Origin of the sequence: Nonomuraea sp. NPDC049655, from assembly GCF_044465465.1 — a bacterium.
GTDB lineage: Bacteria > Actinomycetota > Actinomycetes > Streptosporangiales > Streptosporangiaceae > Nonomuraea.
In genome coordinates, this window is the sequence record NZ_JBITLS010000015.1 from 26,353 (window position 1) to 49,419 (window position 23,067).

Sequence of the window (23,067 nt, forward strand, 5' to 3'; positions counted from 1 at the left end):
CCGCACGTGCCCCGCACGCGCCGAGTGGCCCAGCCGCTCGGCGCGTGACGAACGTAACGGCCCAGTCGTGGTGACTGCGGCCGGCCCGACTCCGGTACCTGGTACGGCCGGGGCGGGTTAACCCAAGAGGAGAAAGCAATGCCCAAGCCCACCAAGGGTGCACGTCTTGGCGGCAGCCCGGCGCACGAGCGGCTGATCCTGGCGAACCTCGCCACGGACCTGTTCCGCCACGGCAAGATCCGCACGACGGTCGCCAAGGCCAAGCGCCTTCGCCCGCTGGCGGAGCGCCTGATCACCAAGGCGAAGAAGGGCGACATCCACAACCGCCGCCAGGTCCTGACCGTGGTCAAGGACAAGGGCGTGGTTCACCACCTGTTCACCGAGATCGCGGTGACGTTCGCCGAGCGTCCGGGTGGTTACACCCGGATCACCAAGATCGGCGCGCGTAAGGGCGACAACGCTCCGATGGCCGTCATCGAGCTGGTGTCCGAGCCGCTGAACGGTGTCACCACCCGCCGTACCGAGGCTCCGGCCGCCGCTGCCGCTCCGGCTCCGGCCGCCGAGGAGACCGAGGCCGCCGAGACCGAGGCGCCCGAGGCCGCCGCCGAGGAGACCCCGGCTGCCGCCGAGGAGGCTCCGGCCGCCGAGGCCGAGGCGAAGAAGGACGAGGCCTGATCTCTCAGGCTGGTTGAATCGGGCCCGGATCCCCTTCGCGGGGGTCCGGGCCCTTTTCCGTGAACGCGAAAGGGACGATCGTGCTACGGCTCCGCCTGGATCTGGCATACGACGGGACCGACTTCTCCGGATGGGCGAGGCAGCCCGGTCGCCGTACGGTCCAGGGTGAGATCGAGCTGGCGCTCACCAGGATCCTGCGCCTGGGCGAGCCCGCCGCGCTGACCGTGGCCGGGCGTACGGACGCGGGCGTGCACGCGCGGGGTCAGGTGGCGCACGTGGATGTGCCGGCCGCGTCGTTGGCCGAGCTCGACGGCAACCGCGGGCCCCTGGAGCTCGATGAGCGGCTCTCTGCGCTCGTCCGGCGGCTGGGTGGGATCCTGCCCCAGGATGTACGCGTTCATCGGGTCTCGGTGGCTTCTGAGGGCTTTGACGCCCGTTTCTCGGCGATGTTCCGGCGGTACGCGTACCGGGTGTGCGACACGGCGGGCGGGGTCGATCCGCTGCGGCGGCACGAGGTGGTCTGGCACAGCCGTCCGCTCGACCTCGACGCCATGAACGAGGCGGCCCGGCGGCTGGTGGGCGAGCACGACTTCGCGGCGTTCTGCAAAAAGCGCGAGGGCGCCACGACGATCAGGGAGCTGCAGCGCCTGGAGTGGACGCGCGAGGCGGACGGCGTGCTGGTGGCCGCCGTCGTGGCGGACGCGTTCTGCCACTCGATGGTCCGGGCGCTGGTGGGCTCACTGCTGGCCGCGGGCGACGGGCGGCGGCCGGTGGAGTGGCCCGGCCAGGTGCTGACCCGGGCCGTACGGGACTCCGGGGTGCACGTCGCGCCCGCGCACGGGCTGTGCCTGGAGGAGGTGGGCTACCCGGCGGCGGACGAACTCGCCGCGCGGGCCGCCGCCACCCGGCGGGTCCGCACGCTCTCAGCCCTTGGTGACGCGGCGCTCCAGGACGAGTGAGGTCTGGTCCCGGAACGCCCCGCTGACCTTGGCCAGCGTCTTGTCGCCGGCGTCCGGGGTATGGCCGTCGGCGTGGGTGGCGTAGCTGAAGACGATGTACCTGCCCCACACCAGGCCGGCCGCGTAGCCGCCGGCGATGGACACCCGCTCGCCCCCGCTTCCCTTCGCACCCGGCAGCGCGCGGAACCAGACGTTGCGCGAGAGGTTCTTGGCCAGGTCGGTCTGGACGGCGTCCTCCTTGGTCGGCAGCACCGCGATGCCGGTGGTCACGGCGTAGCGGCGCTTGCTGTCGACGAAGGTGGCCCGGATGATGCGGCTGCACTTCCGCTCGCGCAGCGCGTCGGCGAACGCGCCGGTCGCCGCCTTGTCGCAGCTCGTCTCGGTGTCGGTCTTGACCCTGGTGAACGTCGTGCCGGCGGCGGAGACCTTCTTCTTAGGGAACGCCTCCGTCAGGGACATCTTCTTCGGGTCGGTCTCCTCCGAATTGAGCATGGACGCGCCCGGCACGTCGGCGGGCGGGCTGGTGGTCAGCTCCGAGGTGGGCAGCAGCGTGGGCGGGGCGGGGGTGGCGCCCGCGGTCGTGGCGGCCGGCGGGGCGGTGTTCAGCGCGCGGTAGGCGAAGAAGCCGCCGGTCGCGACGCCGGCCAGGGCCAGGGCGCCGAGGGTCACGAGCAGGGCTCGCTTGCTCTTGCCGCGGGCCGGGGGCGGTGGCGGCGGGATCTGGAACGGGGGCTGCCTGAACGCGCCGGGTGGGAAGGTGGGCGTGCCGTGGGGCGGGGTGGGGAGGTCCAGGGCGGTGCCGGGCCTCTTCGTCCACAGGTCCTGGTTGAAGGGCAGGTCGGGGAGTCTGTCCTGGGTGGGGGACGGGTCCTGACGCGGCTCTGGTGAAGGCTGGGGCTTGGCCTGCCTGTCGTCCTGGCTCTGTTCTGCTGGGTGGGTGTTCTGTGCGGGCGTGTCGGGAGAGTGGCCGGTTGCGCGTTGCGTCGCCTCGTCGGGCCTTTCGTCCGGGTGCCTGTCCTCCGGGCGCTTCTCCTCGGCGGGGGGCATGGGGGGCCATACGGGGACGTCGCCCGGCTCCGGGGGGCGGCCCGTCGGGTTGGTGGGGTGGGGCTCGGCGTAGTGGGCCGTCCGCATGGGGCCGGTGGGCTCCTCGCGGGGGTCGGACGCGCGCATGCCCTGAGGCGGGGTGTCCAGGGCTGCCGGGTCGTGCTCCTCGTGGGGAGGGGCCGGGGTGGCGTGCTGCTGGACCGTTGCGGCGGCGTCGCGCTTGGCGGCCTCGGGGTCGAAGTAGTGGGCCGCCTTGGGGATGCCGCCCGGGCGGGTGGCATCGGGGTCGTACGAACCGGCATCGGGGTCGTATGACCCGGCATCGGGCCCGTATGAACCGGCGTCCGGCTCGTATGAACCGGCCTCGGGGGCGAGGCGTCCGGCGTCGGGGCCGAACTGTGCGGGCTCGGAACCGAACCGTGCGGCGTCAGGGCCGTCGTGTGGTGCGGCGTCCGGGGTGTCGAGGGCGTCGGCGGGGAACGGCGGGTGGCTGGGGGCGTACGGGGCGGCGTCCTGGTCGTACGGCGTGGCGGGGTCGTACGGCGTGGCGGGGTCGTGGGGGAACGCCGGTGCGGTGGCGTTGGGGTCGGCGGGCACGCCGGTGGCGGCGGTGCCGGTGGGGGCGGTGCCGGGCGCGGCGGTCGACGGGGTGACCGGCGGCTCTGTGGGGCGGCCGGCCTGGGTGGTGGGGAATCGGGCGGTGGGGTCGCCGAGGGCCGGGTCGTCGGTGTCCGGCTCAGCTACGAGTTCGCCCGTGGCGGCGGGCCAGGGGGGCATGACGTGCGGGTCGGCGACCGGGGCGGGCCACACCTGAAGGCCCGCGGCGGCGGCCGTGAACGCCGGCGGCGGCTCCCACGGCGGCGCACCCGGTACGACCGGCCCTGGCTGCTCCCACGGCGGCACAGCCGGCGCGCCCGGCGCGGCCGACTGGCCCGGCCAGGCGGGAGGGTCTTCCTCCGGGACGGCGGCCCACTGGCCAGGGGCAGGGGTCCAGGAGGCGTCGTCCTCCGGCTGCGGACCTTGGGTGGCGTTTTCCGCGGGCTGCGGACCCCGGTTGGGGTTCTCTTCGGGCTGCGGACCCCGGTTGGCGTCGTTCTGGGGTTGCCGGCTCCAGGAGGTGTCGTCATTTGGCTGCGAGCCCTGGGCGGGGTTGCCCCTTTGGTGCTGGCTCCAGCTGGCGTCGATTTCGGGTTGCGGGCTCCAGGGGGCGCCGGCTTCCGGCTGTGGGCCCTGGGCGGGGTTGCCCCCTTGGTGCTGGCTCCAGCTGGCGTCGTTCCCCGGCTGTGGGCCCCAGGTGGCTTCGGTGGCGTTTCTGGGGGTCCAGGCGGCTTGGTCGGGGGCTTGGGGGGCCCAGGCGGGTGTGTCGGTGGTGCCTGCGCCCGGTCCGGTCTCGGTGGACGGCCTGGGGCCCCAGCCGGCTTCGGTTGGGGTGCCGAGGGGGCGTCCGGGGTCGGTGACGGCTCTGGGCGGCGAGGCGGCCTGGTCGGGGGATTGGGGGGCCCAGGCGGGCTGGGCCGACGATCGGGACGGCTCGCCGGCTGCGTCGGAGATCTGGGGGGCCCAGGCGGGCCTCGTCGGGGCGTCAACAGCCCACTCGGGGGCATCGGCAATCCCTGCGGGGTCGGAAGCCGAGACGGGCGTTCCGGGCATGTGGGACGTGGAGGCAGGCGTTCCCGAGGTGCCGGGGGCGGAGGTGGGGGCTCCCGGGTTGGGGCCGGGGGCGGGTGTGCCGGGGATGCCGGATCCGGAGGCCGCGGGGCCCGAGGCCGCGGGGCCCGAGGCCGAGGCTGGGGTGGGGGGAGCGCCGGTGGGGGTGTTCGGCGTGCCGGTCGGCCAGGAGCCGGTGTCTCTGCGGGGAACCCGTATGGCGGCGACGGTGTCTTCGTCGATTCTCGGGCCCTGGGGAGCGCCGGCCTCGGGAGGCGCGAAGGGGGCGCCGGTGGTGGGGACGGGCGCTCCGTAGGGGGCGTGATGCCCAGGGACGTTGAAGGGGCCAGAAGCTTCGGAGGAGCCCCCCGCGCGGTGGCCGGAGGTCGCGGGAAGGGCACTGGGCCCGGAGGCGGCGTTTGGGGCCGCAGGCCCGGAGGAGGTGACTGGGGCGCCGGGCTCGGAGGAGGGGCCTGGGGTGCCGAAGGGGGTGCTGATGGAGGGGTGGGGAGCGGAGGCGGTGGAGGTCGGGGATGGTGGAGCGGTGGTGTCGGGGGCGTCGTCGGCGAACCAGTCGTAGGGGGCCGAGTCGTCGTCGGCCACCTCCCACGGCTGTACGCCGGCGGACGTCTCCTCGGGCTCCGGTGGAGTGCCACCTGGAACCCGCGTCTCGTCGCCGGTCGGCTCACCTGACGGAGAGAACGCCGACGGGACGCCGCTGCCGATGCGGCCGAAACTCGGCGGTGGCATCGGTGATGCGGTCGTACGGTCGGCTTCCCTGCGATCGTGCTCAGACCCGGGTTCCTGGCCACGCATAGGGCGAGCCTAGCGAGAGTAGCGAGATCGTTATGTCGGTATGGGGGTTCCCCACCGGATCCGCTGCCCTCTTTGGGGGGTTATCGGGCGGGATGCCGGTTCAGCTGAGCGCGCTCCCCGTCATCGAACGGTTGTCCAGAGCCTTGAAGACGGTCGCGTCGCTGAGGTCCTTGATGGCTTCGAGGATGCGCTTCGATTCCTTCTTGTCCGGCTTGCTGCCGTCCTTGTTCTGGAACCACACCATGATCGCGTAGTGGCCGTGGGTCGAGATCTTGGCGCCGCCGCTGCCCGAGCCGAGCATCTTGGTGACGCTGTCCTTGCCGGCCAGCGGCTTGACGTAGTTGCTCGCGTCGCCGACCTTGGCCACCTTGCTGGCGGTGCCGCTCGTCTTGAGGTTGGCCACGCCGATCGTGCCGATCACCTTGCCGGACTTGTCGCGGAAGCTGGCCCGGAGGAGCTGGGTGCACTTGCCCGACTTGAGCGCCTTCTGGAGCTTGTCGCCCAGGGCGCCGTCGGTGCACTTCTTGTCCTTGCTGGTGACCGTCATCTCGTACGAGCGGCCCGAGACGTTGATCTTCTTGGTCGAGCCGAAGATCTCCTTGACCGTGATCGGGTCGGGGTCGGTCTTGCGCTCGGCGGCGAAGCCGTACTTGCCGGGCGGGGCAGAGGGGAGCGGCGCTGAGGTCCTGGTGGGAGCGCCGGCCTCGGCGGTGCTGGGGCCGTCCGCGTTCCACATCAGCGCCAGGCCGCCGCCGAGCAGGCCCAGCAGCAGGACGCCGCCGATCGCGAAGTACAGCGGGGCGCGCGAGCGCCGGCCCTCGTCGTAGGGGCTCCAGCCGACCCGGCTCTGCTGTGGCTGCGGCGACTGCTCGGACTCCGCCGCCTGCCCTGACTGTCCCGGCTGGCCCGGCTGTCCCGGCTGCGCCGACTGCTCGGACTGCGACGAATACGGCGGCTGACCGAACGACCCCGACTGGCCGAACGATCCGGACTGACCGAACGACCCGGACTGCCCGAACGGCCCCGGCTGGCCGGGCTGCTCGGGCGGCAGGAACTGGCCGGTGCGGGCGGACTGCGGCGGCTGCGAAGGCCCGGGGAACGGAGACTGCGAGGACGGAGCCTGCGAGGACGGCGGCTGCGGGAACGGAGACTGCTGAGTGGTCTCGCTCTCGGCGGCGCGCTCCCTGCGCAAACGGCGGGGACCGCTGTCCATGCCACGTTCCTCATTGCCGTTGGAAACCATGCGGAGACATTACCGTGATGTTCGTCATTGAGTTCCGAAGTCCTGGGTCCACCATGGGCCGTCCGGTCCGGCGGCGACGCCGACGCCGATGGCCTTGAGGGTGCAGTCCAGGATGTTCCTGCGGTGGTCGCGGCTGTCCAGCCAGCCGCGTACGGCCTGCTCGGGCGTGCTGTAGCCGTTGCCGATGTTCTCGGCGGCGCCCCAGTGGTAGCCGGCCCGGTCCATGCGGTCCCAGGGCGAGGCGCCGTCGGGGGAGTTGTGGGCGAGCTGCCCGGTGCGCGCCATCTCCAGCGAGTGCTCGCGCGCCGAGCGTCCCAGCCTGCCGTCCACCCGCAACGGCCCGCAGCCGTGCTCGGCGCGGGCGGCGTTGGTGAGCGTGACGACCCGGGCGGCCATGCCGGGGATCACCTTGGCCTGGTCGCCGCCGCCGGTGAACACCTGGGTGGGGTCGTCCGCGGCGTCGAAGCCGGCGATCTGCCCTTCGGGGGTCTTCGTGGGCCTCGGGGTGGACCTGCCGCGCGGCGTCCTGACCGTGCTGGCCTGTCGCGGGATGCGGTCCAGCTCGGGCCGGGCCTTCTGCCCTGCGGTGGGCGCGGGACGCGCGGTGGCCGCGGCCGGCGGGGCGGTCTCGTTGAGGTAGATGTGGGCGGTGGGCTCGACGTCGTCGGACAGCCGGCCGAGCAGCACGCCGGTGAACAGCGCGGCCATCAGGCAGGCCAGCACGCCCAGGCTGTTCCGGCGCCGCGCGCCCCGCTGGGTTTGCCGGGTGTGAGAGTTCCGCCACATACCGCAGCTAACGATAGAGATGTCGGGTACAGGGAAAGAAGGGATCCCAGGGAAACGAAATGGAACCGTTCTGCTGTCAGGTAGACTCGTGCAGGGTTACCGGTCTTTTGACCTGCGCGCCGATAGGCGGGTAACCTAATCGTTCGTTGTGTGCATAGGTCCAGCGTGACCGATGCGCGGCGCGTCCGGCGTCATCTCCCATCGTCAAGCCCATCGGGCTCGGGAGACGGAAGGTCCGGGCTGCCGTGTGCCCGCACCGACCGACCCATGTAGCTGTCGCATCCGACAGCGCCGAAGACGCGAGCAAAAGAAGGCTACGACCGTGCGCACGTACTCACCGAAGCCCGCCGACGTCCAGCGTCAGTGGTACGTCATCGACGCGACCGATGTCGTGCTGGGCCGGCTGGCCAGCCACGTCGCGAACCTGCTCCGCGGCAAGCACAAGCCGATCTTCGCCAACCACGTCGACACCGGTGACTTCGTCATCGTCATCAACGCCGACAAGATTGCGCTGAGCGGTAACAAGCGTGAGCAGAAGAAGGCGTACCGTCACTCGGGCTACCCGGGCGGTCTGCGTTCCGTCACCTATGGCGAGCTCATGGACAAGCGGCCGGAGAAGGCCGTCGAGAAGGCCGTCAAGGGCATGCTGCCGAAGAACTCCCTCGGCCGGAAGATGGCCAAGAAGCTGAAGGTCTACGCGGGTTCCGACCACCCGCACCAGGCCCAGCAGCCGGTGCAGTTCCAGATCACCCAGATCGCCCAGTAGTAGTTCGAAAGAGTTAGAGGAGAACCGTGGCTGAGCCCACCGGTGTCGAGACGGTCGTCGAGACCGAGCTGGAGGAATTCTCCGGCGAGGACTTCCCGTCCGAGTACACCACCGAGTCCGCTGCCAGCGCTGACGCGCCCGTGCGCAAGCCCGTCACCACGGGTAACTCGTACGGCACCGGTCGCCGCAAGGAGGCGATCGCCCGCGTGCGCATCGTCCCCGGCACCGGCAAGTGGACGATCAACGGTCGTTCGCTGGACGTCTACTTCCCGAACAAGGTCCACCAGCAGATCGTCAACGAGCCCTTCGTGGTCCTCGGCGCCGAAGAGGCGTTCGACGTCATCGCGCGCATCGACGGCGGCGGCGTCACCGGTCAGGCCGGCGCGCTGCGCATGGGCCTGTCCCGCGCCCTGGCGATCCTGGACGTCGACGTCAACCGCCCGCCGCTGAAGAAGGCCGGCTTCCTCACCCGTGACGCCCGCGCCACGGAGCGGAAGAAGTACGGCCTCAAGAAGGCCCGCAAGGCTCCGCAGTACAGCAAGCGCTAAATTGGCGCGCCTTTTCGGCACCGACGGGGTACGTGGGGTCGCTGGTCGCGACCTCACGGCCGAGCTCGCCATGGACCTGTCCGTGGCGGCCGCCCATGTACTCGGTGATGCGGGCGCGTTCGCGGCCACGGGACGTCGTCCCGTGGCCGTCGTGGGCCGGGACCCGCGAGCCTCCGGGGAGTTCCTGGAGGCCGCAGTGGTCGCCGGCCTCGCGGCGTCCGGAGTGGATGTGCTGCGCCTCGGCGTGCTGCCCACCCCGGCCGTCGCCCATCTCACCGCCGCGCTCGGCGCCGACCTCGGCGTCATGCTGTCCGCCTCGCACAACGCGGCGCCGGACAACGGCATCAAGTTCCTGGCCAGGGGCGGCTTCAAGCTGTCCGACGCGGTCGAGGACGAGATCGAGCGCCGGCTCGGTGAGAGCTGGTCCTTCCCCGTCGGTTCGGGGGTCGGCCGCGTGCGCGACGCGTACGGCGAGGCCGACCGCTACATCTCGCACGTCCTGACCACGATGACCGCCGCGCTCGACGGCCTGCACGTCGTGGTCGACTGCGCGCACGGCGCCGCCCACATGGTCGCGCCCGAGGCGCTGGTGCGGGCGGGCGCCCGGGTCGAGGCCATCGGCGCCAGACCCGACGGGCTCAACATCAACGCCGGGCACGGCTCCACCCACCTGGACAAGCTTCAGCAGATAGTCGTGTCCAGGGGCGCCGATCTGGGCGTGGCCTACGACGGCGACGCCGACCGCTGCCTGGCGGTCGACCACACCGGCACGGTCGTCGACGGCGACCAGATCATGGCGGTGCTCGCCGCCGCCATGCACGGCGACGGCCTGCTGTCCAAGGACACCGTGGTCGCGACCGTCATGTCCAACCTGGGCTTCAAGCTGGCGATGCGCGAGAGCGGCATCACCGTGATCGAGACCGCGGTCGGCGACCGTTACGTCCTCGAACGCATGAAGTCCGACGGGTTCAACCTGGGCGGCGAGCAGTCCGGTCACGTCATCATGCTCGACCACGCCACCACGGGCGACGGCCTGCTCACCTCGCTCCACCTGCTGGGCGTGGTGGCCAAGTCGGGCGTCCCGCTGAAGGAGCTGGCCTCGGTGATGACCCCGCTGCCGCAGATCCTGATCAACGTCAAGGACGTCGACAAGGGCAAGGCGTCGGTGCCCGAGCTCATCGCCGCCGTGGCCGAGGCCGAGGCGGAGCTGGGGGAGACCGGCCGGGTGCTGATCCGGCCGAGCGGCACCGAGCCGATGATCCGGGTGATGGTGGAGGCCGCCTCCGAGGAGCACGCCAACCAGGTGGCGGGCCGCCTGGCCGACGTGGTCCGTACGGCCTGCGCCTCCTGACGCGCCTGGGCGGGTACGGCCGCGCGCCGTACCCGCCGGGCCGCTACTCGTCGCCGGTGAGGGCGAACGCCCGCAGTCTGCGGCCGGCCCAGAAGACCGCGCCCACGGTCACGACGACCAGCGCCGGCGCGGCGAAGCCCATCGCGACCTTCGCCCCCAGGAAGGGCGAGTCGGAGATCTGGTCGGCGATGGCCATGGCCCACGCCTGGATGGAGAACTTGCCCGCCCCCTCGATGACGTTCACCACGGTGACCTCCCAGACGAGGGCGTAGATGACGCCGATCGTGACCGCGTGCTTGGTCACGACCCCGAGGAGCAGGAAGAGCGCGGCGTAGGCGATGCCGGCGATCAGGGCGCCGAGGGCGAAGCCGGCCGCGATGCCGTCCTCGCCGCCCACCAGGATCCAGGCCGCCACGTACGTCGGCAGGGCCCCGAACACGGCCATGAGCGAGGCCGCCACCCCGAACTTGGTCAGGGCGATCACGGGCCTGGAGATGGGCTTGGACATCAGGTGGATGACGGTGCCGTCGTCGATCTCCGGCGCGATGACGCCGGTGCCCGCGATGACCCCCAGCAGCGGCAGCATCGCCTGGACGGCGAACTTCTGCATCAGGTCCACGGCCAGCTTCTGGTCGGCGCCGGTCGCCACGCGCAGCAGCACGGCCAGGGCGATCAGGGCCAGGGGGAGCAGCAGGAGCAGGATGATGCGGCGACGCCCGAGCAGTGAGCGGTACGTGATGCCCGCGACCACGGTGTTCATTCAGGTGCTCCTGTTGATCAGGTAGGCGAAGACGCTCTCCAGGTCCTCGTCGGCGGGGGAGACCTGGTGCAGGCGCACACCCTCGTCGCGGGCGACGCGGGGGAGCAGCCGGGCGAAGCGCCGCAACTCGGTCGCCTGGACCTCCAGGCCGTCCGGGCGGAGCGTGATGCCGCCGGCCGACTCGTCGCGGATCAGGGCCGCGGCGAGCTTCCTGTCGTCGCTGGACCGGATGACGAACAGGTGGGGCCGGTCGGTCATCAGGCGTCTGATCTCGCGGAAGTTGCCCGAGGCGGCGTGCCGGCCGGACACCAGGACCTCGATGTGCTGGGCGACCCGCTCGACCTCCTCCAGGATGTGCGAGCTGAACAGGATCGTCTTGCCCGCGGTGCCCATGGCGCGGATGAGGTCCATCAGGTGGAGGCGCTGGCGCGGGTCCATGCCGTTGAACGGCTCGTCGAGCAGCAGCACGGCCGGGTCGTGGACGAGGGCGGCGGCCACCTTGACCCGCTGGCGCATGCCCTTGGAGTACGTCTCCACCCGGCGGTCCTTCGGCTCCTCCATCTCGACCGTGGCCAGGGCCTTGCGAGCGGCCTCGACGGGATCGGGAAGGCCGTGCAGGCGGGCGGCGGACAGGACGAACTGCCAGCCGGTGAGGAAGCCGTACACGCCCTCACGTTCCGGGACCAGACCGATATTTCGGTAGATGTGGTGGTTCTTCCAGACCTGGGTGCCGTCCAGCGTGACCGAGCCGCCGGACGGCGCCAGGAACCCGGCCATCATGTGCAGCAACGTCGACTTGCCCGCGCCGTTGGGCCCGAGCAGGCCGGTGACGCCGGGGCCGATCGTCATGGTCACGTCGTTGACCGCCACCACGTTGCCGTACCAGCGGGACACCTGGGAGAGCTCGATCTTCATCGCGAGGCCGCCTTCCTGTAGCGCAGCGCGAGAGCGGCCAGGCCGACGCCGATCAGCACCACCAGGATCGCCGCCGAGGCGGGACCGTTCGGGTACGGGCCGTCGGCGTGGGACGGGGTGCCGAACAGCCACGACTGCACCGAGTCGACCAGCCAGAACGGGTTCATCAACCAGGCCCAGGCGGCCCCCGACTCGTTCCCGGTGCTGAGCATCGTGCCGTAGAGCAGCGGCACCGACGCCGAGGACAGCAGGTAGACCGTGATCACCGAGGCCACCCCCAGCCCGCGCCGCGGCGTGAACGAGGCGAGGGCCAGGCCGAACGCCGACAGCAGCAGCGCCAGCACCAGCGCCATGAGCAGCGCGCCGAAGTACTCGCCGGTGGCGGGCGGCCCCGGCATGTCCACGACCAGCTCGCCGATCCACAGCAGCGTCAGGGGCCCGCCGACCAGCAGGAACAGCGCGGCGGTCATCGCGATCACCTTGGCGGTCACGTACTGGAAGACCGAGATCGGCCGCGACAGGTACAGGGGCAGCACGCGGTGGCGCAGGTCGGGGGCGACGACCGTGGGGGCCTGGGAGGCCAGGAAGATGGCCACCACGGCCTGCAGGAGGACGGCGAATCCGCTGTAGGGGACGAGACGCTGCTTGGCCAGCGCCATGGACGCGATCGACACCACCATGGGCAGCAGCATGATGACGACCAGCGCGAACGGCACGATCTTGCTGCGCGCCGGACGGCCGAGGCCGAAGATGCCGCGCAGGCTGTGGACGGTGAGCGCGCGGGTGGCGTACGCGCCGCCCATGCGGGGGCCGTCGTAGTGCCGGTAGCCGATGTCGTAGATCTCAGACATTGGCCGCCTCCTCCCTGAAGACGTCCTCGATGCGGTGGCGTCCCTGTTCGAGGCGGATCAGGCACAGGTCGAGGTCGACGGCGGCGTCGCGGACGGCGTCGTAGGTCTCGGGCCCGAGCACCTTGACCACCAGCAGGCGGCCCTGCTGGGAGACGGTCTGGCCGGTCTCGGTCAGGCGCCGGGCCAGGGGCTCCAGGCCGTCCTCGACCTCGACCGTGACGGTCTGGGTGGCCTGGGTGAACTCCGAGATCGCCGACGAGCGCAGCAGCCGGCCGCCGTCGATGACGATCACGTGGTCGCAGATGCGTTCCAGCTCGCCCAACAGGTGGGAGGTGACCAGCACGCTGATGCCGAACTCGGTGCCGATGCGCCTGATCAGCGTCAGCATCTCGTCGCGGCCGCGCGGGTCGAGCCCGTTGGTGGGCTCGTCCAGGAAGACGAGCTTGGGGTCGTGCACGAGAGCCTGGGCCAGCTTGACCCGCTGCTTCATGCCGGTGGAGTAGCCGCCGATCGGGCGGTAGCGCTCTTCGGCCAGGCCCACGTGGCGCAGCACGTCGGCGGCGCGCTCGCGGGCGGCCGTGCGCGGCAGGCCGGAGATCCTGGCGAGGTGGACGACCAGCTCGGTCGCGGAGACGTCGGGAGGGAGGCATTCGTGCTCGGGCATGTAGCCGACGAGCCGGCGGATCTCGGCGCCCTGCGCGGTCACGTCGAGGTCGAGCACCCGCGCGGCGCCCTGGCTGGGCGGCAGCAGGCCGAGCAGCATCTTGATCAGTGTCGACTTGCCCGCGCCGTTCGCCCCCACCAGCCCGGTGACGCCGGATCCCACGGTCACCGTGAGCCCGTCGACCGCGGTGACGGTGGGGAAACGTTTGGTCAGCCCCTCGGTGGCGAGGATGTGCATGTGGCGGACCCTACCGGGCGCGGGGTGGGCCTGGCCTCGTTCACACGGATGAACGTTGTCCTACTTGAGGCCAGAATTTCCGCTGGACCACGAGCGTGGCGGTGCCCGAGATGATCATGCCGAGGATGTTCACCGCGAGTTGTGAGACCGATCCCGCGACCTCCGCCCAGTCGCCGAGCCCCAGCGCGACGGCGAGGTAGCCGGCCGCCGGGACCGTGGTGACCGAGATGAACACGCCGATCAGCGCCGAGGACTTGCCCGCCGTCACCGACAGGACCCCCGCCGCCCCCGCCAGCAGCGCCACGATGAACGACCACTTGTCCGGCTTGACGATGAACTGCACCTCCGCGTTCACCTTCAGGTTGCCGATGTCGATCCAGCCCAGCCAGTTGGAGACCAGCGCGCAGGCGAAGGTGATGGCGATGGCCACGGTGAAGCCGATGACCAGCGTCCGCAGAGCGGTGGTGATCAGGCGTCCGCGCCGGCCCAGCAGGCCGAAGCAGATCGCGGCGATCGCGCCGAACTCCGGGCCGAGCACCATCGCGCCGACGATCAGGATGGGCGAGTTCTGCAGCACGCCGATGCCCGCGAGCTGCGTCGCGATGGCCAGGAACGCCAGGTAGGCCCAGGTGATGCGGGAGTCGCTGGAGACCTTGTGGGCCAGTTCCTCCCACACCACCGCGTCGTCGGGATCGCCGGGCGCCTCCTCGACCGCCGCCGTGGCGGCCCTGGACAGCGACAGGTCCACCTGCTCGATGGCGATCGAGCCGACGTCCTCCACCCACTTGAGCCGGCTGATCACCTCGTTGGCCGCCTCGCGGGCGGCGTCGCAGAGGACGACGTCGCCCGCCGGCTCGCGGGCCGCCCCGGGCAGCACGATGACGTTGGTGACGCCCGTGCACTCCTGCAACAGCGCGACGGCCTCGTCGGTGCGGTCGGCAGGGATGATCAGTCGGAGATGCAGCACTCCGCCATTGTTGTCCATCGGACATTGACGTCGCGTTGACCGCCGTACGCGAGGCTGCCTCACATGACTCGCTTCAGATGCCACGATCACGGTGAGGACTGCTGGTTCGCCGACATAGACGACCAGGAGTGCGCGGGCCGGTTCGCCGCCTATGTCTTCGACGAGGTGTTCAGGTCCGGCGAAGCCGTACCCGCCTGACCGCGTGGTCGGCGCCCTTCTGCAGGACGAGGTCGGCGCGTCCCCTGGTGGGGGCGATGTTCTCGACCAGGTTGCGCTCGTTGATGTCGCGCCAGACGTTGACCGCGAAGTCCGTGGCCTGCTCGTAGGTGAGCTCGGCGATGTACTTGAAGTAGGACTTCGGGTCCTCGAAGGCCGTGCGGCGCAGCTTGTGGAACCGTTCGACGTACCAGGTGCGGATGTCCTCGACCTTGGCGTCCACGTAGATGGAGAAGTCGAAGTAGTCGTTGACGGCCAGGGACGTGGGCGGGGCGGGCTGGAGGACGTTCAGCCCCTCGATGATCAAGATGTCTGGATTTTTCACGACCTGGCGGGCGCCGGGGACGATGTCGTACTCCAGATGGCTGTAGACCGGCGCGTACACCTCGGGAGCGCCCGCCTTGACCTCCGCCACGAACCTGACCAGCGCGCGCCGGTCATAGCTCTCCGGGAAGCCCTTGCGCTGCATGATGCCCTTGGCCTCCAGCACCGCGTTGGGGTAGAGGAAGCTGTCGGTGGTGATCAGCTCCACGTGCGGGTGCTCGGGCCAGCGGGCCAGCAGGGTGTGCAGCAGCCGCGCCGTGGTCGACTTGCCGACCGCGACGCTCCCGGCGATGCCCAGGATGTACGGCACGCGCGTCCCCGCGTCGCCGAGGAAGGCGCTCAGCACGCTGCTGCGCTGCTTGGACCCGGTGAAGTGCAGGTTGAGCAGCCGGGTCAGGGGGAGATAGATGTCGGTGACCTCGGTGAGGTCGATGGGGTCATCGACGCCGCGCAGGTCTTCCAGCTCGTCTGCGGTGAGAGTCAAGGGCGTGTTCTTGCGGAGCTCGCTCCACTGCTCCCTGCTCAGTTCCACGTAGCCGTTGTTCACCTAGGCAGCGTAGCGATGGGGGACAAATGCGATCATGGGCGGGTGGCGCGCGGCGGACATCCACAGCCTGTGGATAAAAACGTGGGATTACCAAAGCATGATTCCGGGAAGAAAGACCGGTCCTGACGATCCGGGCGTGCCGGAACCGGCGGGCGGCTACTCTTCCGGACGTAGCCTCCCGGGAGGTCTTGTGGATCGCCGTCGCTTCCTCGCCAACGTGCTGGCCGTGGCCGGGCCCTTCACCGGGGTCGCCTGCGCCGGGGCCAGGGGCGGCGTCCGGCCCGCCGTCGGCTACGGGCCGCTGCGACCGGTCGCCGACCTGCGTGACGGCAAGGTGCGCCTGCACCTTCCCGACGGTTTCCGGTACCGCTCGTTCAGCGCCGCGGGGGAGAAGTTCACCGACGGCTCCACCGTCCCCGGCCGGCACGACGGCATGGCGGCCTTCAGCGGCCCCAAGGGCAGCACGATCCTCGTACGCAACCACGAGGTCACCGGCCCGGTCGGCGCGTTCGGCGACAAGGACACCGCCTACGACCCGGCGGCCGGCGGCGGCACCTCGACCCTGCACGTCACCCGCCACGGCGAGGTGCTCAGCAGCGACCCCTCGCTCAACGGCACCATGACCAACTGCTCCGGCGGCCCGATGCCCTGGCGGGCCTGGGTGAGCTGCGAGGAGACGGTCAACGGCCCCGACGTGGGCGACGACCCGTCCGGGAACGACAACACCAAGCTCAGGCGCAGGCACGGCTACCTGTTCGAGGTGCCGGTCGGCGGGGTCGCGAGCGCGCGCCCGATCAGGTCGGCCGGCCGCTTCCCGCACGAGTCGGCCGCCTTCGACCCCGCCGCCGGGGCCGTCTACCTCACCGAGGACAACTTCTCCTTCCCCTCCGGCTTCTACCGCTACCTGCCGCCCAAGCACCCGATGCGGGAGGGCCGGCTGCTCGACGGCGGCCGGTTGCAGATGCTCGCCGTCGACGGCGTCGAGCGCGCCGACCTGTCGCGCGGGCAGCGGGCGGGGGCCTCCTACGCCACGCGCTGGGTGGACATCGACGAGCCCGACCCCCGCTTCACCGGCAGGCCGCCGTACGAGGAGGCCGTCCAGGCGGTCGGCCGGCAGGGGCGCGCGGGCGGCGCGGCGATCTTCGCCAGGCTGGAGGGCGCGGTCTTCCACCAGGGCGTGGTGTACTTCGTCTCCACCCAGGGCGGAGCCACCGCGCCGGGCGACCGGCCGCCTCCCGGCTTCGGCGACGGGCGGGGCCAGGTGTGGGCGTACGAGACGTGGAGCGGGCGGCTGCGACTGGTCTATGAGTCGCCGCGCTCGTCGGCGCTCGACCTGCCCGACAACGTGACCGTCAGCCGGCGCGGCACGCTGGTGCTCTGCGAGGACGGCGACGGCGACAACTTCCTGCGCGGCCTCACCAGGACGGGCGAGATCTTCGACTTCTGCCGCCTGCAGCCGATCCCGGGCGATCCGGGCGCCGAGTTCGCCGGCTCGACGTTCGGGCCGGGCGGCCAGACGCTCTACGTCAACGTCCAGGCCGTCCAGGGGCGGTCGTTCGCCATCTGGGGGCCGTGGGAGCGCGGCCTGTTCTGAGTAGCCTGGGACGATGATCCTGGGTATCGGAGTGGACATCGTCGACATCGCCCGCTTCGAGGCGGCTCTCGAACGTACGCCGCAGCTGCGCGAGCGGCTGTTCACCGACCTCGAACGGCCGCTGCCGGCGCACTCGCTGGCCGCCAGGTTCGCCGCCAAGGAGGCCGTGGCCAAGGCGCTCGGCGCGCCCAGGGGGCTCGGGCACCTGGAGGCCGAGGTGCGCTGCGACGAGCTGGGCAAGCCCGAGCTGCACGTGTCGGGCAAGGTCGCCGAGGTGGCCTACGGCCTCGGGGTCAAGCGCTGGCACCTGTCGCTCAGCCATGACGGGGGCGTCGCCGTGGCCTATGTGATCGCGGAGGGATAGTTTCGGATCATGCGCGCCAGGGAGTGCCCTCGCGTGGAGCAGCGACCGGAGCGGGGGAAGGCGGCGGCATATGGCGACCGAGCAGCCGAACGGAGTGAGGCCATGAAGACCGCCTACACCGCCGACCAGATCCGGGACGCCGAGCGCACGCTGATGGCGCGCCTGCCCGAGGGCGCCCTCATGCAGCGGGCCGCCCACGGTCTCGCCGCCGCCTGCGCCGACCTGCTGGGCCGGGTGTACGGCGCCCGCGTCGTGCTGCTGGTCGGCAGCGGCGACAACGGCGGCGACGCCCTCTACGCCGGCGAGCGCCTGGCCCGCCGGGGAGCCCGGGTCGAGGCGGTCCTGGCCGGCGCCAAGACGCACGAGGGCGGCCTGCGCGCCTTCCTCGACGCCGGAGGCCGCGTGGCCGGCCCGTCAGCGGTCCAGGAGGTCCAGGACGCCGACCTGATCGTGGACGGGCTGGTGGGCATCGGGGCCGCGGGCGCGCTGCGCGAGCCGTACGCCCGGCTGGCCGAGGAGGCGAACGCGGCCCACGGCACGATCGTCGCGGTCGACGTGCCGAGCGGCGTCGAGGCGAGCACCGGGCGGGTCGCGGGCGCGGCGGTGCGCGCGCGGGTGACGGTGACGATGGGGGCCTGCAAGACGGGGCTGCTGGTCGATCCGGGCGCCGCGCACACGGGCCGGGTCGAGCTGGTCGACATCGGGCTCGGCCCCTTCCTACCCGACCCCGACGTCGCGGCGCTGACCCGCGCGGACGTGGAGGACCTGCTGCCCAGGCCCGGCAACGAGTCCGACAAATACCGCAGGGGCGTGCTCGGGGTGGCCGCGGGCAGCGACCTGTACACCGGTGCGGCCGTGCTGGCCGTGGGCGGCGCGCTGCGGGCGGGCGCGGGCCTGGTCCGCTACGCGGGCACCCACGAGCCGGTCCAGCAGGTGCGCGCCCATTGGCCGGAAGCGGTGATCACGCCGCTCGACCGGCCGTCCGTCGAGGACGTGGGCCGCGTCCAGGCGTGGCTGCTCGGGCCGGGGCTCGGCACCGGCGACTGGGCGCACGAGCTGGCCGCCCGCGTGCTGGCCTCGGACGTCCCGGTGCTGATCGACGCCGACGGGCTCACCCTGGTGGCCCGCGACCGGTCGTTGCTGCGCAGGCGGGCGCCCGTGCTGATCACGCCGCACGCGGGCGAGCTGTCGCGGCTGATCGGCGTGAGCCGCGACGACATCGAGGCCGCCCGGCTGGAGCACGCCCGCCGGGCCGCGGCCGAGCTGGGCGTGACCGTGCTGCTCAAGGGCTCGACCACGGTGGTGGCCGAGGAGGCCAGGCCGGTCCGCGTCAACGGGACCGGCACGTCGTGGCTGGCCACCGGAGGCACCGGCGACGTGCTGTCGGGCGTGGCGGGCGCGCTGCTGGCCCAGGGGTTGTGCTGTTACGACGCGGGCTCGGTCGGCGCGTACGTGCACGGGCTGGCCGGCCGCCTGGCCGCCCGCGGCGCCCCGCTCACCGCGGCCGAGGTGGCGGCGGCCGTCCCGGAGGCCGTCCGGTCCGTCCACGGCGGACCCCGTCGCTGAGGCCGTCCGGTCCGTCCACGGCGAACCCCGTCCCTGAGGCCGTCCGCTCCGTCCACGGCGAACCCCGTCGCTGAGCGGCGCGAACCGCGCTCGACCACCCGTCTGAGCTGCCACACTGGAGAGATGTACTCCTCGATGGCCACCCCCGCCGAGGCGCGGGTCGACCTGTCCGCGATCCGGCACAACGTGGCCCTGCTCAAGGAGCGGGCGGGCGGCGCCGAGCTGATGGGGGCCGTCAAGGCCGACGCCTACGGCCACGGGCTGGTGCCCTCGGCCAGGGCCGTCCTTGAGGGCGGCGCGTCCAGGCTGGGCACGGCCTTCGTCGCCGAGGCGCTGGCGCTGCGCGAGGGCGGCGTCACCGCGCCCGTCCTGGCCTGGCTGATCACCCCCGGCGAGCCCCTCGACCGGGCGGTGGCACAGGACGTCGAGCTGTCGGCCGCCCACGAGGGCCTGCTCGACGAGATCGCGGCCGCCGCCCGCCGCGTGGGCCGTCCGGCCAAGCTGCACCTGGAGGCCGACACCGGCATGAGCAGGGGCGGCGCGCCGCTGGCCGCCTGGCCGGGCCTGCTGAGCAGGGCGCTCGCGCTGCGGGCGGAGGGCGTCGTCGAGATCGTCGGCCTGTGGTCCCACTTCGCCTGCGCCGACCTGCCCGGCCATCCCTCGGTCGAGCAGCAGCTGGAGGCGTTCGAGAGCGCGCTGAAGCAGGCCGAGCAGGCGGGCGCCGCCGGGTCGTCGGTGATCAGGCACCTGGCCAACTCGGCCGCCGTCATGACCCTGCCGGCCGCCCGCTTCGACCTGGTCAGGCCGGGCATCGCCATGTACGGCCTGAGCCCCGTCCCCGAGCTGGGCGACTTCGGGCTGCGTCCGGCCATGACCCTGACGGCCAGGATCGCGCTCGTCAAGCGGGTCCCGCAGGAGTCGGGCGTCTCCTACGGTCACCTCTACGTCACCGACCACGAGACCACCCTCGGCCTCGTGCCGCTCGGCTACGCCGACGGCATACTCCGGCACGCGTCGGGAAGAGCCGAGGTGCTGGCGGGCGGGCGCCGCCGGAAAGTGGCGGGCCGGGTGTGCATGGACCAGTTCGTGATCGACGTCGGCGACGACCCCTTGTCGCCGGGCGACGAGGTGGTGCTGTTCGGTCCCGGCGACGGGGGCGAGCCGACCGCCCAGGAATGGGCGGATACCCTCGGCACGATCACGCATGAGATCGTGACCAGGATCGGTTCCCGGGTGCCACGGGTCCACCAGCATGTGACGGCGGGCACTCCGGAGCGGCCATGAGCGGAGAAGGATCGGGGACATGACGACGACAACACGGCGGCGCAGGGTCGGAATCGCCGGCGCGATCGTCGGAGCGGCGTCGGCCGGTGTCGCGGCGGCGGCTCTGGCCAAGCGCTACGCGGTCGGCCGGATCAGGCTGCGGCACGACGAGGAGGCCAGCGAGCCGTTCGGCGAGCTGCGCGGCAGGGAGCGCACGCTCGTCACCTCCGACGGGGTGGCGCTCCACGTCGAGATCGACGGCCCCGAGGACGCGCCGCTGACGATCGTGATGTGCCACGGCTACTGCCTCAACCTCGAATCGTGGCACTACCAGCGCAAGGACCTGCGCGAGAACTACCGCCTGGTGCTGTGGGACATCCGCTCCCACGGCCGCTCGCAGCGCGTGACGGCCGACGACAGCACCATCGACCGGCTGGGCCAGGACCTCGCCGAGGTGATCGAGGAGTTCGTGCCCGGCCCGTGCGTGGTGGTCGGCCACTCGATGGGCGGCATGACGATCATGGCGCTCGCCGACAGCCACCCTGAGCTGTTCGGCAAGAAGATCCGGGCGGTCGCGCTCGTCGCGACCTCGGCGGGCAAGCTGGCCGAGCTGACGCTGGGGCTGCCGGCGATGGTGTCCAAGGCCGTGCACAAGGTGGCGCCGTCCACGGTGTCGCTGCTGGGCAGGAAGGGCGCGCTGATCGACAGGACCAGGCACGCGGGCAGCGACATCGCGTTCCTGATCACCCGCTACATGGGCTTCGGCGACTCCGCGAACGTGAGCCCGACCGTGGTCGACTTCGCCGAGTCGATGATCAGGCAGACCCCCACCGAGGTGTTCGCCGCCTTCTACCCGGCCCTGATGAACCACGACAAGTTGTCCGCGCTGCACGTCCTCGACCCGGTCCCGACCGCCATCGTCTACGGCGAGCGCGACTGGCTGACCCCGCCCGACCACAGCAGGGCCATCGCGGCGGCGCTGCCCAAGGCGCAGGTCACCGAGATCCCCGACACCTCCCACCTGATCCAGCTGGAGCGCCCGGGGATCGTCAACGACGCGCTGCGCGACCTGATCAAGCGAGTGGAGTTGTAGTGCGACTGGCGACAGCGGAGGACATGCGGGCCTACGGCGCCCGCCTGGCGGCCCACCTGCGGCCCGGCGACCTGATCGTGCTGTCCGGGCCGCTCGGCGCGGGCAAGACCACGCTCGTCCAGGGCATCGCCGAAGGTCTCAAGGTACGCGGGCCCATCACCTCGCCCACCTTCGTGATCGCCAGGGTGCACCCGTCGCTGCGGCAGGGCCCGCCCCTGGTGCACGCCGACGCCTACCGGCTCGGCGGCGACCTGGAGGTCGACGACCTCGACCTCGACGCCTCGCTGGAGGAGTCGGTCACCGTGGTCGAGTGGGGCGAGGGCCTGGTCGAGGGGCTGGCCGAAGACCGGCTGGAGATCCACATCGACCGGGAGACCGGCGACGACGCCCGCCTGGTGACCCTGCGCGGGGTGGGCGACCGGTGGGCCGACACGCCGTCTGATCCGGCCTAAGGCTAAAACCTCCGTCAATTTCCGGCAAAGCTGTCACCCTTGACGTACCTGACCGATGACATAAATCATGATCGTTGGTCAGGGATTTGCCCAGAATTTCTGGGTATCAGGAGGGGCGACATCCACATTTTTGGTGGATGCTGGGTGCAAGACGGCAAAGTGGGGTGCGGCGGTGCTCAGGGTCAGGCGAGTCGCGTACGCGGGTGCCATCATGGTGGTCGGGCTGACCGGGTGTGCGGCCTCGGCCGAGACCACACCGACAGGCACACCGACGGCCACAGCCACGACGTCCACCACCGCCACCACGACGACCACCGCCACGACCACGGCCACGACCACCGCGACCGCCCCGCCCACCAAGAGGCCGAGCATCGCGGTCCAGGTCAACCCCGACCGGGTCACCGCGGGGGAGACGTCCAAGGTGTGGATCCTGGCCAACTGCCCGCTGCCGTCCGGCGGACCGGCGCACACCGGCACCGCGACCTCGCGGGCGTTCCTCAACGGCGTCCCGCTCAACCCCGTGCCGGCCGGGTCGGCCACGCCGACCGCGACCAGCAGCCCGGCGAACGGCTCGCCCTGGGTCCGCGGCGAGGCGACGGTCTCCGGCACGGTCAAGCGCGGCTCGTACACCGTCGACGTCAAGTGCGACGGCACCAACGACGTCGGCAAGGCCACGCTCAAGGTGGCCAGGGCCGAGGCCGACCCGACCGGCGTGCCCACCAAGGCGCCCAAGGCGGGCGGCGGCGGCACCTTCGGCCGTGACGTCGACGACGAGTCCTCGATCCCGCTCGGCCCGGCCGGTGCGCTGGTGGCCCTGGTCCTCGTCGGCGGCGCGGTCGTGATGGTCAAGCGGCGCAGCCGGGCTTGATCGATGGCACGTCCAGGACGGGTGGTGCTCGCGGGCGCCGTCACGGGCCTGCTGCTGGTCGCCTTCGGCAAGAGCATGCAGAACTCCTCCACCCCGGCGGCGAGCGTGGTGCCCAAGAGCATCGACATCCCGTCGCTCGACCTTGAGGCCCCGCTGATGAAGCTCGGGCTGAGCAAGGACGGCGAGGTCGAGCTGCCGCCGTACGAGAAGCCGAAGGTGGCCGGGTGGTACAGCGGCAGCGCGGTGCCCGGCGAGAAGGGCGCCTCGGTGATCATCGGCCACGTCGACACCAAGACCGCCCCGGCCGTGTTCTACAAGCTCAGGCAGCTACGCAAGGGCGAGACCGTCAAGGTGGAGCGCAGCGACGGCAAGGTCGTCAGCTTCAAGGTGGACGCCATCGAGCAGGTCTCCAAGGACCACTTCCCCGCCCGGCGGGTGTACGTCGACGACGGGCTCAAACTCGTCACCTGCGGCGGTAAGTTCGACTACGCCAGAGGCGAATATGTCGACAACATCATCGTCTACGCGTCCCGAGCCTGATCATGGAA

Annotated in this window: 23 protein-coding genes; 14 read left to right on the top strand and 9 right to left on the bottom strand. The window is 71.7% G+C overall.

All coding sequences use genetic code 11. The features are described 5' to 3' along the window. Window positions 1-138: 138 nt before the first annotated feature. Entirely contained in the window at window positions 139-675 is a 537-nt protein-coding gene (gene rplQ, locus ACIBQ6_RS39225; protein ID WP_352362883.1) for a 50S ribosomal protein L17, read from the top strand. A gap of 80 nt (window positions 676-755) precedes the next feature. Then, a complete protein-coding gene (gene truA, locus ACIBQ6_RS39230; protein ID WP_397218253.1) occupies window positions 756-1,634 on the top strand; it encodes a tRNA pseudouridine(38-40) synthase TruA in 879 nt (292 codons plus the stop codon). Here the strand turns inward: truA and ACIBQ6_RS39235 are convergent. The 3 genes from ACIBQ6_RS39235 to ACIBQ6_RS39245 form a co-directional block, all read right to left on the bottom strand. Further along, entirely contained in the window at window positions 1,599-3,458 is a 1,860-nt protein-coding gene (locus ACIBQ6_RS39235; RefSeq protein WP_397218254.1) for a hypothetical protein, read from the bottom strand. The two genes, truA and ACIBQ6_RS39235, sit on opposite strands and share 36 nt — an antisense overlap. A gap of 1,786 nt (window positions 3,459-5,244) precedes the next feature. Then, window positions 5,245-6,357 (bottom strand): hypothetical protein, encoded by a 1,113-nt coding sequence (locus ACIBQ6_RS39240; protein ID WP_397218255.1) that lies wholly within the window; start codon window positions 6,355-6,357, stop codon window positions 5,245-5,247. Window positions 6,358-6,411: 54 nt separating this feature from the next. Continuing rightward, on the bottom strand, window positions 6,412-7,173 hold the full coding sequence (locus ACIBQ6_RS39245) for a CAP domain-containing protein (RefSeq protein ID WP_364338135.1): 762 nt from the start codon (window positions 7,171-7,173) through the stop codon (window positions 6,412-6,414). 322 nt (window positions 7,174-7,495) lie between these two features. Between ACIBQ6_RS39245 and rplM the strand changes: the two genes are divergently transcribed. Genes rplM through glmM form a run of 3 tightly spaced genes read left to right on the top strand, consistent with a single transcriptional unit; the run spans window position 7,496 to window position 9,838 of the window. Further along, window positions 7,496-7,939 carry a 50S ribosomal protein L13 gene (gene rplM, locus ACIBQ6_RS39250; RefSeq protein ID WP_352328322.1) on the top strand — a complete coding sequence of 148 codons (444 nt, stop codon included), beginning with the start codon at window positions 7,496-7,498 and terminating at the stop codon, window positions 7,937-7,939. Between the two features lie 26 nt (window positions 7,940-7,965). Further along, on the top strand, window positions 7,966-8,487 hold the full coding sequence (gene rpsI, locus ACIBQ6_RS39255; protein WP_125644639.1) for a 30S ribosomal protein S9: 522 nt from the start codon (window positions 7,966-7,968) through the stop codon (window positions 8,485-8,487). Between the two features lies 1 nt (window position 8,488). Further along, window positions 8,489-9,838: a phosphoglucosamine mutase gene (gene glmM / locus ACIBQ6_RS39260; RefSeq protein ID WP_358282147.1), complete on the top strand. Its 1,350-nt coding sequence runs from the start codon at window positions 8,489-8,491 to the stop codon at window positions 9,836-9,838. 43 nt (window positions 9,839-9,881) lie between these two features. Here glmM and ACIBQ6_RS39265 read toward each other — a convergent pair whose 3' ends face one another. The 5 genes from ACIBQ6_RS39265 to ACIBQ6_RS39285 are packed head-to-tail and all read right to left on the bottom strand — an operon-like array spanning window position 9,882 to window position 14,232. Beyond that, complete coding sequence (locus ACIBQ6_RS39265; protein WP_397218256.1) at window positions 9,882-10,598, bottom strand: ABC transporter permease subunit; 717 nt, start codon at window positions 10,596-10,598, stop codon at window positions 9,882-9,884. Beyond that, window positions 10,599-11,513 carry an ABC transporter ATP-binding protein gene (locus ACIBQ6_RS39270; RefSeq protein ID WP_352362865.1) on the bottom strand — a complete coding sequence of 305 codons (915 nt, stop codon included), beginning with the start codon at window positions 11,511-11,513 and terminating at the stop codon, window positions 10,599-10,601. Beyond that, on the bottom strand, window positions 11,510-12,364 hold the full coding sequence (locus ACIBQ6_RS39275; protein WP_397218257.1) for an ABC transporter permease: 855 nt from the start codon (window positions 12,362-12,364) through the stop codon (window positions 11,510-11,512). The genes ACIBQ6_RS39270 and ACIBQ6_RS39275 overlap by 4 nt, the downstream gene beginning before the upstream one ends. Beyond that, the gene (locus ACIBQ6_RS39280; protein ID WP_352362861.1) at window positions 12,357-13,265 is read right to left on the bottom strand and encodes an ABC transporter ATP-binding protein; all 909 of its coding nucleotides are present in this window, start codon (window positions 13,263-13,265) and stop codon (window positions 12,357-12,359) included. The genes ACIBQ6_RS39275 and ACIBQ6_RS39280 overlap by 8 nt, the downstream gene beginning before the upstream one ends. Before the next feature lie 40 nt (window positions 13,266-13,305). Continuing rightward, window positions 13,306-14,232, bottom strand: a complete 927-nt coding sequence (locus tag ACIBQ6_RS39285; RefSeq protein WP_397218258.1) for a DUF389 domain-containing protein — start codon at window positions 14,230-14,232, stop codon at window positions 13,306-13,308. Window positions 14,233-14,295: 63 nt separating this feature from the next. Between ACIBQ6_RS39285 and ACIBQ6_RS39290 the strand changes: the two genes are divergently transcribed. Continuing rightward, entirely contained in the window at window positions 14,296-14,430 is a 135-nt protein-coding gene (locus tag ACIBQ6_RS39290; protein ID WP_352318657.1) for a hypothetical protein, read from the top strand. Here the strand turns inward: ACIBQ6_RS39290 and coaA are convergent. Beyond that, window positions 14,402-15,304 (bottom strand): type I pantothenate kinase, encoded by a 903-nt coding sequence (gene coaA / locus ACIBQ6_RS39295; RefSeq protein ID WP_352362923.1) that lies wholly within the window; start codon window positions 15,302-15,304, stop codon window positions 14,402-14,404. The genes ACIBQ6_RS39290 and coaA overlap by 29 nt on opposite strands. 205 nt (window positions 15,305-15,509) lie before the next feature. On the opposite strand from coaA, the gene ACIBQ6_RS39300 reads away from it, so the two are divergent. The 8 genes from ACIBQ6_RS39300 to ACIBQ6_RS39335 all read left to right on the top strand — a co-directional run bounded on the left by ACIBQ6_RS39300 (window position 15,510) and on the right by ACIBQ6_RS39335 (window position 23,059). Next, window positions 15,510-16,913, top strand: coding sequence for a PhoX family protein (locus tag ACIBQ6_RS39300; RefSeq protein WP_397218259.1), 1,404 nt, complete (start codon window positions 15,510-15,512; stop codon window positions 16,911-16,913). Between the two features lie 13 nt (window positions 16,914-16,926). After that, on the top strand, window positions 16,927-17,277 hold the full coding sequence (locus tag ACIBQ6_RS39305; RefSeq protein WP_352318661.1) for a holo-ACP synthase: 351 nt from the start codon (window positions 16,927-16,929) through the stop codon (window positions 17,275-17,277). A gap of 102 nt (window positions 17,278-17,379) precedes the next feature. Next, window positions 17,380-18,843, top strand: coding sequence for an NAD(P)H-hydrate dehydratase (locus ACIBQ6_RS39310; protein WP_397218260.1), 1,464 nt, complete (start codon window positions 17,380-17,382; stop codon window positions 18,841-18,843). 135 nt (window positions 18,844-18,978) lie between these two features. Then, entirely contained in the window at window positions 18,979-20,127 is a 1,149-nt protein-coding gene (gene alr, locus ACIBQ6_RS39315) for an alanine racemase (RefSeq protein ID WP_358283887.1), read from the top strand. A gap of 19 nt (window positions 20,128-20,146) precedes the next feature. Continuing rightward, entirely contained in the window at window positions 20,147-21,199 is a 1,053-nt protein-coding gene (locus tag ACIBQ6_RS39320; RefSeq protein ID WP_397218261.1) for an alpha/beta fold hydrolase, read from the top strand. After that, window positions 21,199-21,651: a tRNA (adenosine(37)-N6)-threonylcarbamoyltransferase complex ATPase subunit type 1 TsaE gene (gene tsaE / locus ACIBQ6_RS39325; protein WP_352362852.1), complete on the top strand. Its 453-nt coding sequence runs from the start codon at window positions 21,199-21,201 to the stop codon at window positions 21,649-21,651. The genes ACIBQ6_RS39320 and tsaE overlap by 1 nt, the downstream gene beginning before the upstream one ends. 211 nt (window positions 21,652-21,862) lie before the next feature. Then, complete coding sequence (locus ACIBQ6_RS39330; protein WP_397218262.1) at window positions 21,863-22,519, top strand: hypothetical protein; 657 nt, start codon at window positions 21,863-21,865, stop codon at window positions 22,517-22,519. Between the two features lie 3 nt (window positions 22,520-22,522). Next, complete coding sequence (locus ACIBQ6_RS39335) at window positions 22,523-23,059, top strand: class F sortase (RefSeq protein ID WP_358282161.1); 537 nt, start codon at window positions 22,523-22,525, stop codon at window positions 23,057-23,059. Window positions 23,060-23,067 lie beyond the last annotated feature (8 nt).

Coding starts and splice junctions, on each gene's coding strand:
- ACIBQ6_RS39245 (WP_364338135.1), bottom strand. CDS start 7,173: ATGTGGCGGAACTCTCACACCCGGCAAACCCAGCGGGGCGCGCGGCGC.
- ACIBQ6_RS39235 (WP_397218254.1), bottom strand. CDS start 3,458: ATGCCCCCCTGGCCCGCCGCCACGGGCGAACTCGTAGCTGAGCCGGAC.
- ACIBQ6_RS39240 (WP_397218255.1), bottom strand. CDS start 6,357: ATGGACAGCGGTCCCCGCCGTTTGCGCAGGGAGCGCGCCGCCGAGAGC.
- ACIBQ6_RS39305 (WP_352318661.1), top strand. CDS start 16,927: ATGATCCTGGGTATCGGAGTGGACATCGTCGACATCGCCCGCTTCGAG.
- ACIBQ6_RS39335 (WP_358282161.1), top strand. CDS start 22,523: ATGGCACGTCCAGGACGGGTGGTGCTCGCGGGCGCCGTCACGGGCCTG.
- ACIBQ6_RS39320 (WP_397218261.1), top strand. CDS start 20,147: ATGACGACGACAACACGGCGGCGCAGGGTCGGAATCGCCGGCGCGATC.
- ACIBQ6_RS39265 (WP_397218256.1), bottom strand. CDS start 10,598: ATGAACACCGTGGTCGCGGGCATCACGTACCGCTCACTGCTCGGGCGT.
- ACIBQ6_RS39280 (WP_352362861.1), bottom strand. CDS start 13,265: ATGCACATCCTCGCCACCGAGGGGCTGACCAAACGTTTCCCCACCGTC.
- ACIBQ6_RS39310 (WP_397218260.1), top strand. CDS start 17,380: ATGAAGACCGCCTACACCGCCGACCAGATCCGGGACGCCGAGCGCACG.
- ACIBQ6_RS39330 (WP_397218262.1), top strand. CDS start 21,863: ATGGTGGTCGGGCTGACCGGGTGTGCGGCCTCGGCCGAGACCACACCG.
- alr (WP_358283887.1), top strand. CDS start 18,979: ATGGCCACCCCCGCCGAGGCGCGGGTCGACCTGTCCGCGATCCGGCAC.
- ACIBQ6_RS39275 (WP_397218257.1), bottom strand. CDS start 12,364: ATGTCTGAGATCTACGACATCGGCTACCGGCACTACGACGGCCCCCGC.
- ACIBQ6_RS39290 (WP_352318657.1), top strand. CDS start 14,296: ATGACTCGCTTCAGATGCCACGATCACGGTGAGGACTGCTGGTTCGCC.
- rplQ (WP_352362883.1), top strand. CDS start 139: ATGCCCAAGCCCACCAAGGGTGCACGTCTTGGCGGCAGCCCGGCGCAC.
- ACIBQ6_RS39270 (WP_352362865.1), bottom strand. CDS start 11,513: ATGAAGATCGAGCTCTCCCAGGTGTCCCGCTGGTACGGCAACGTGGTG.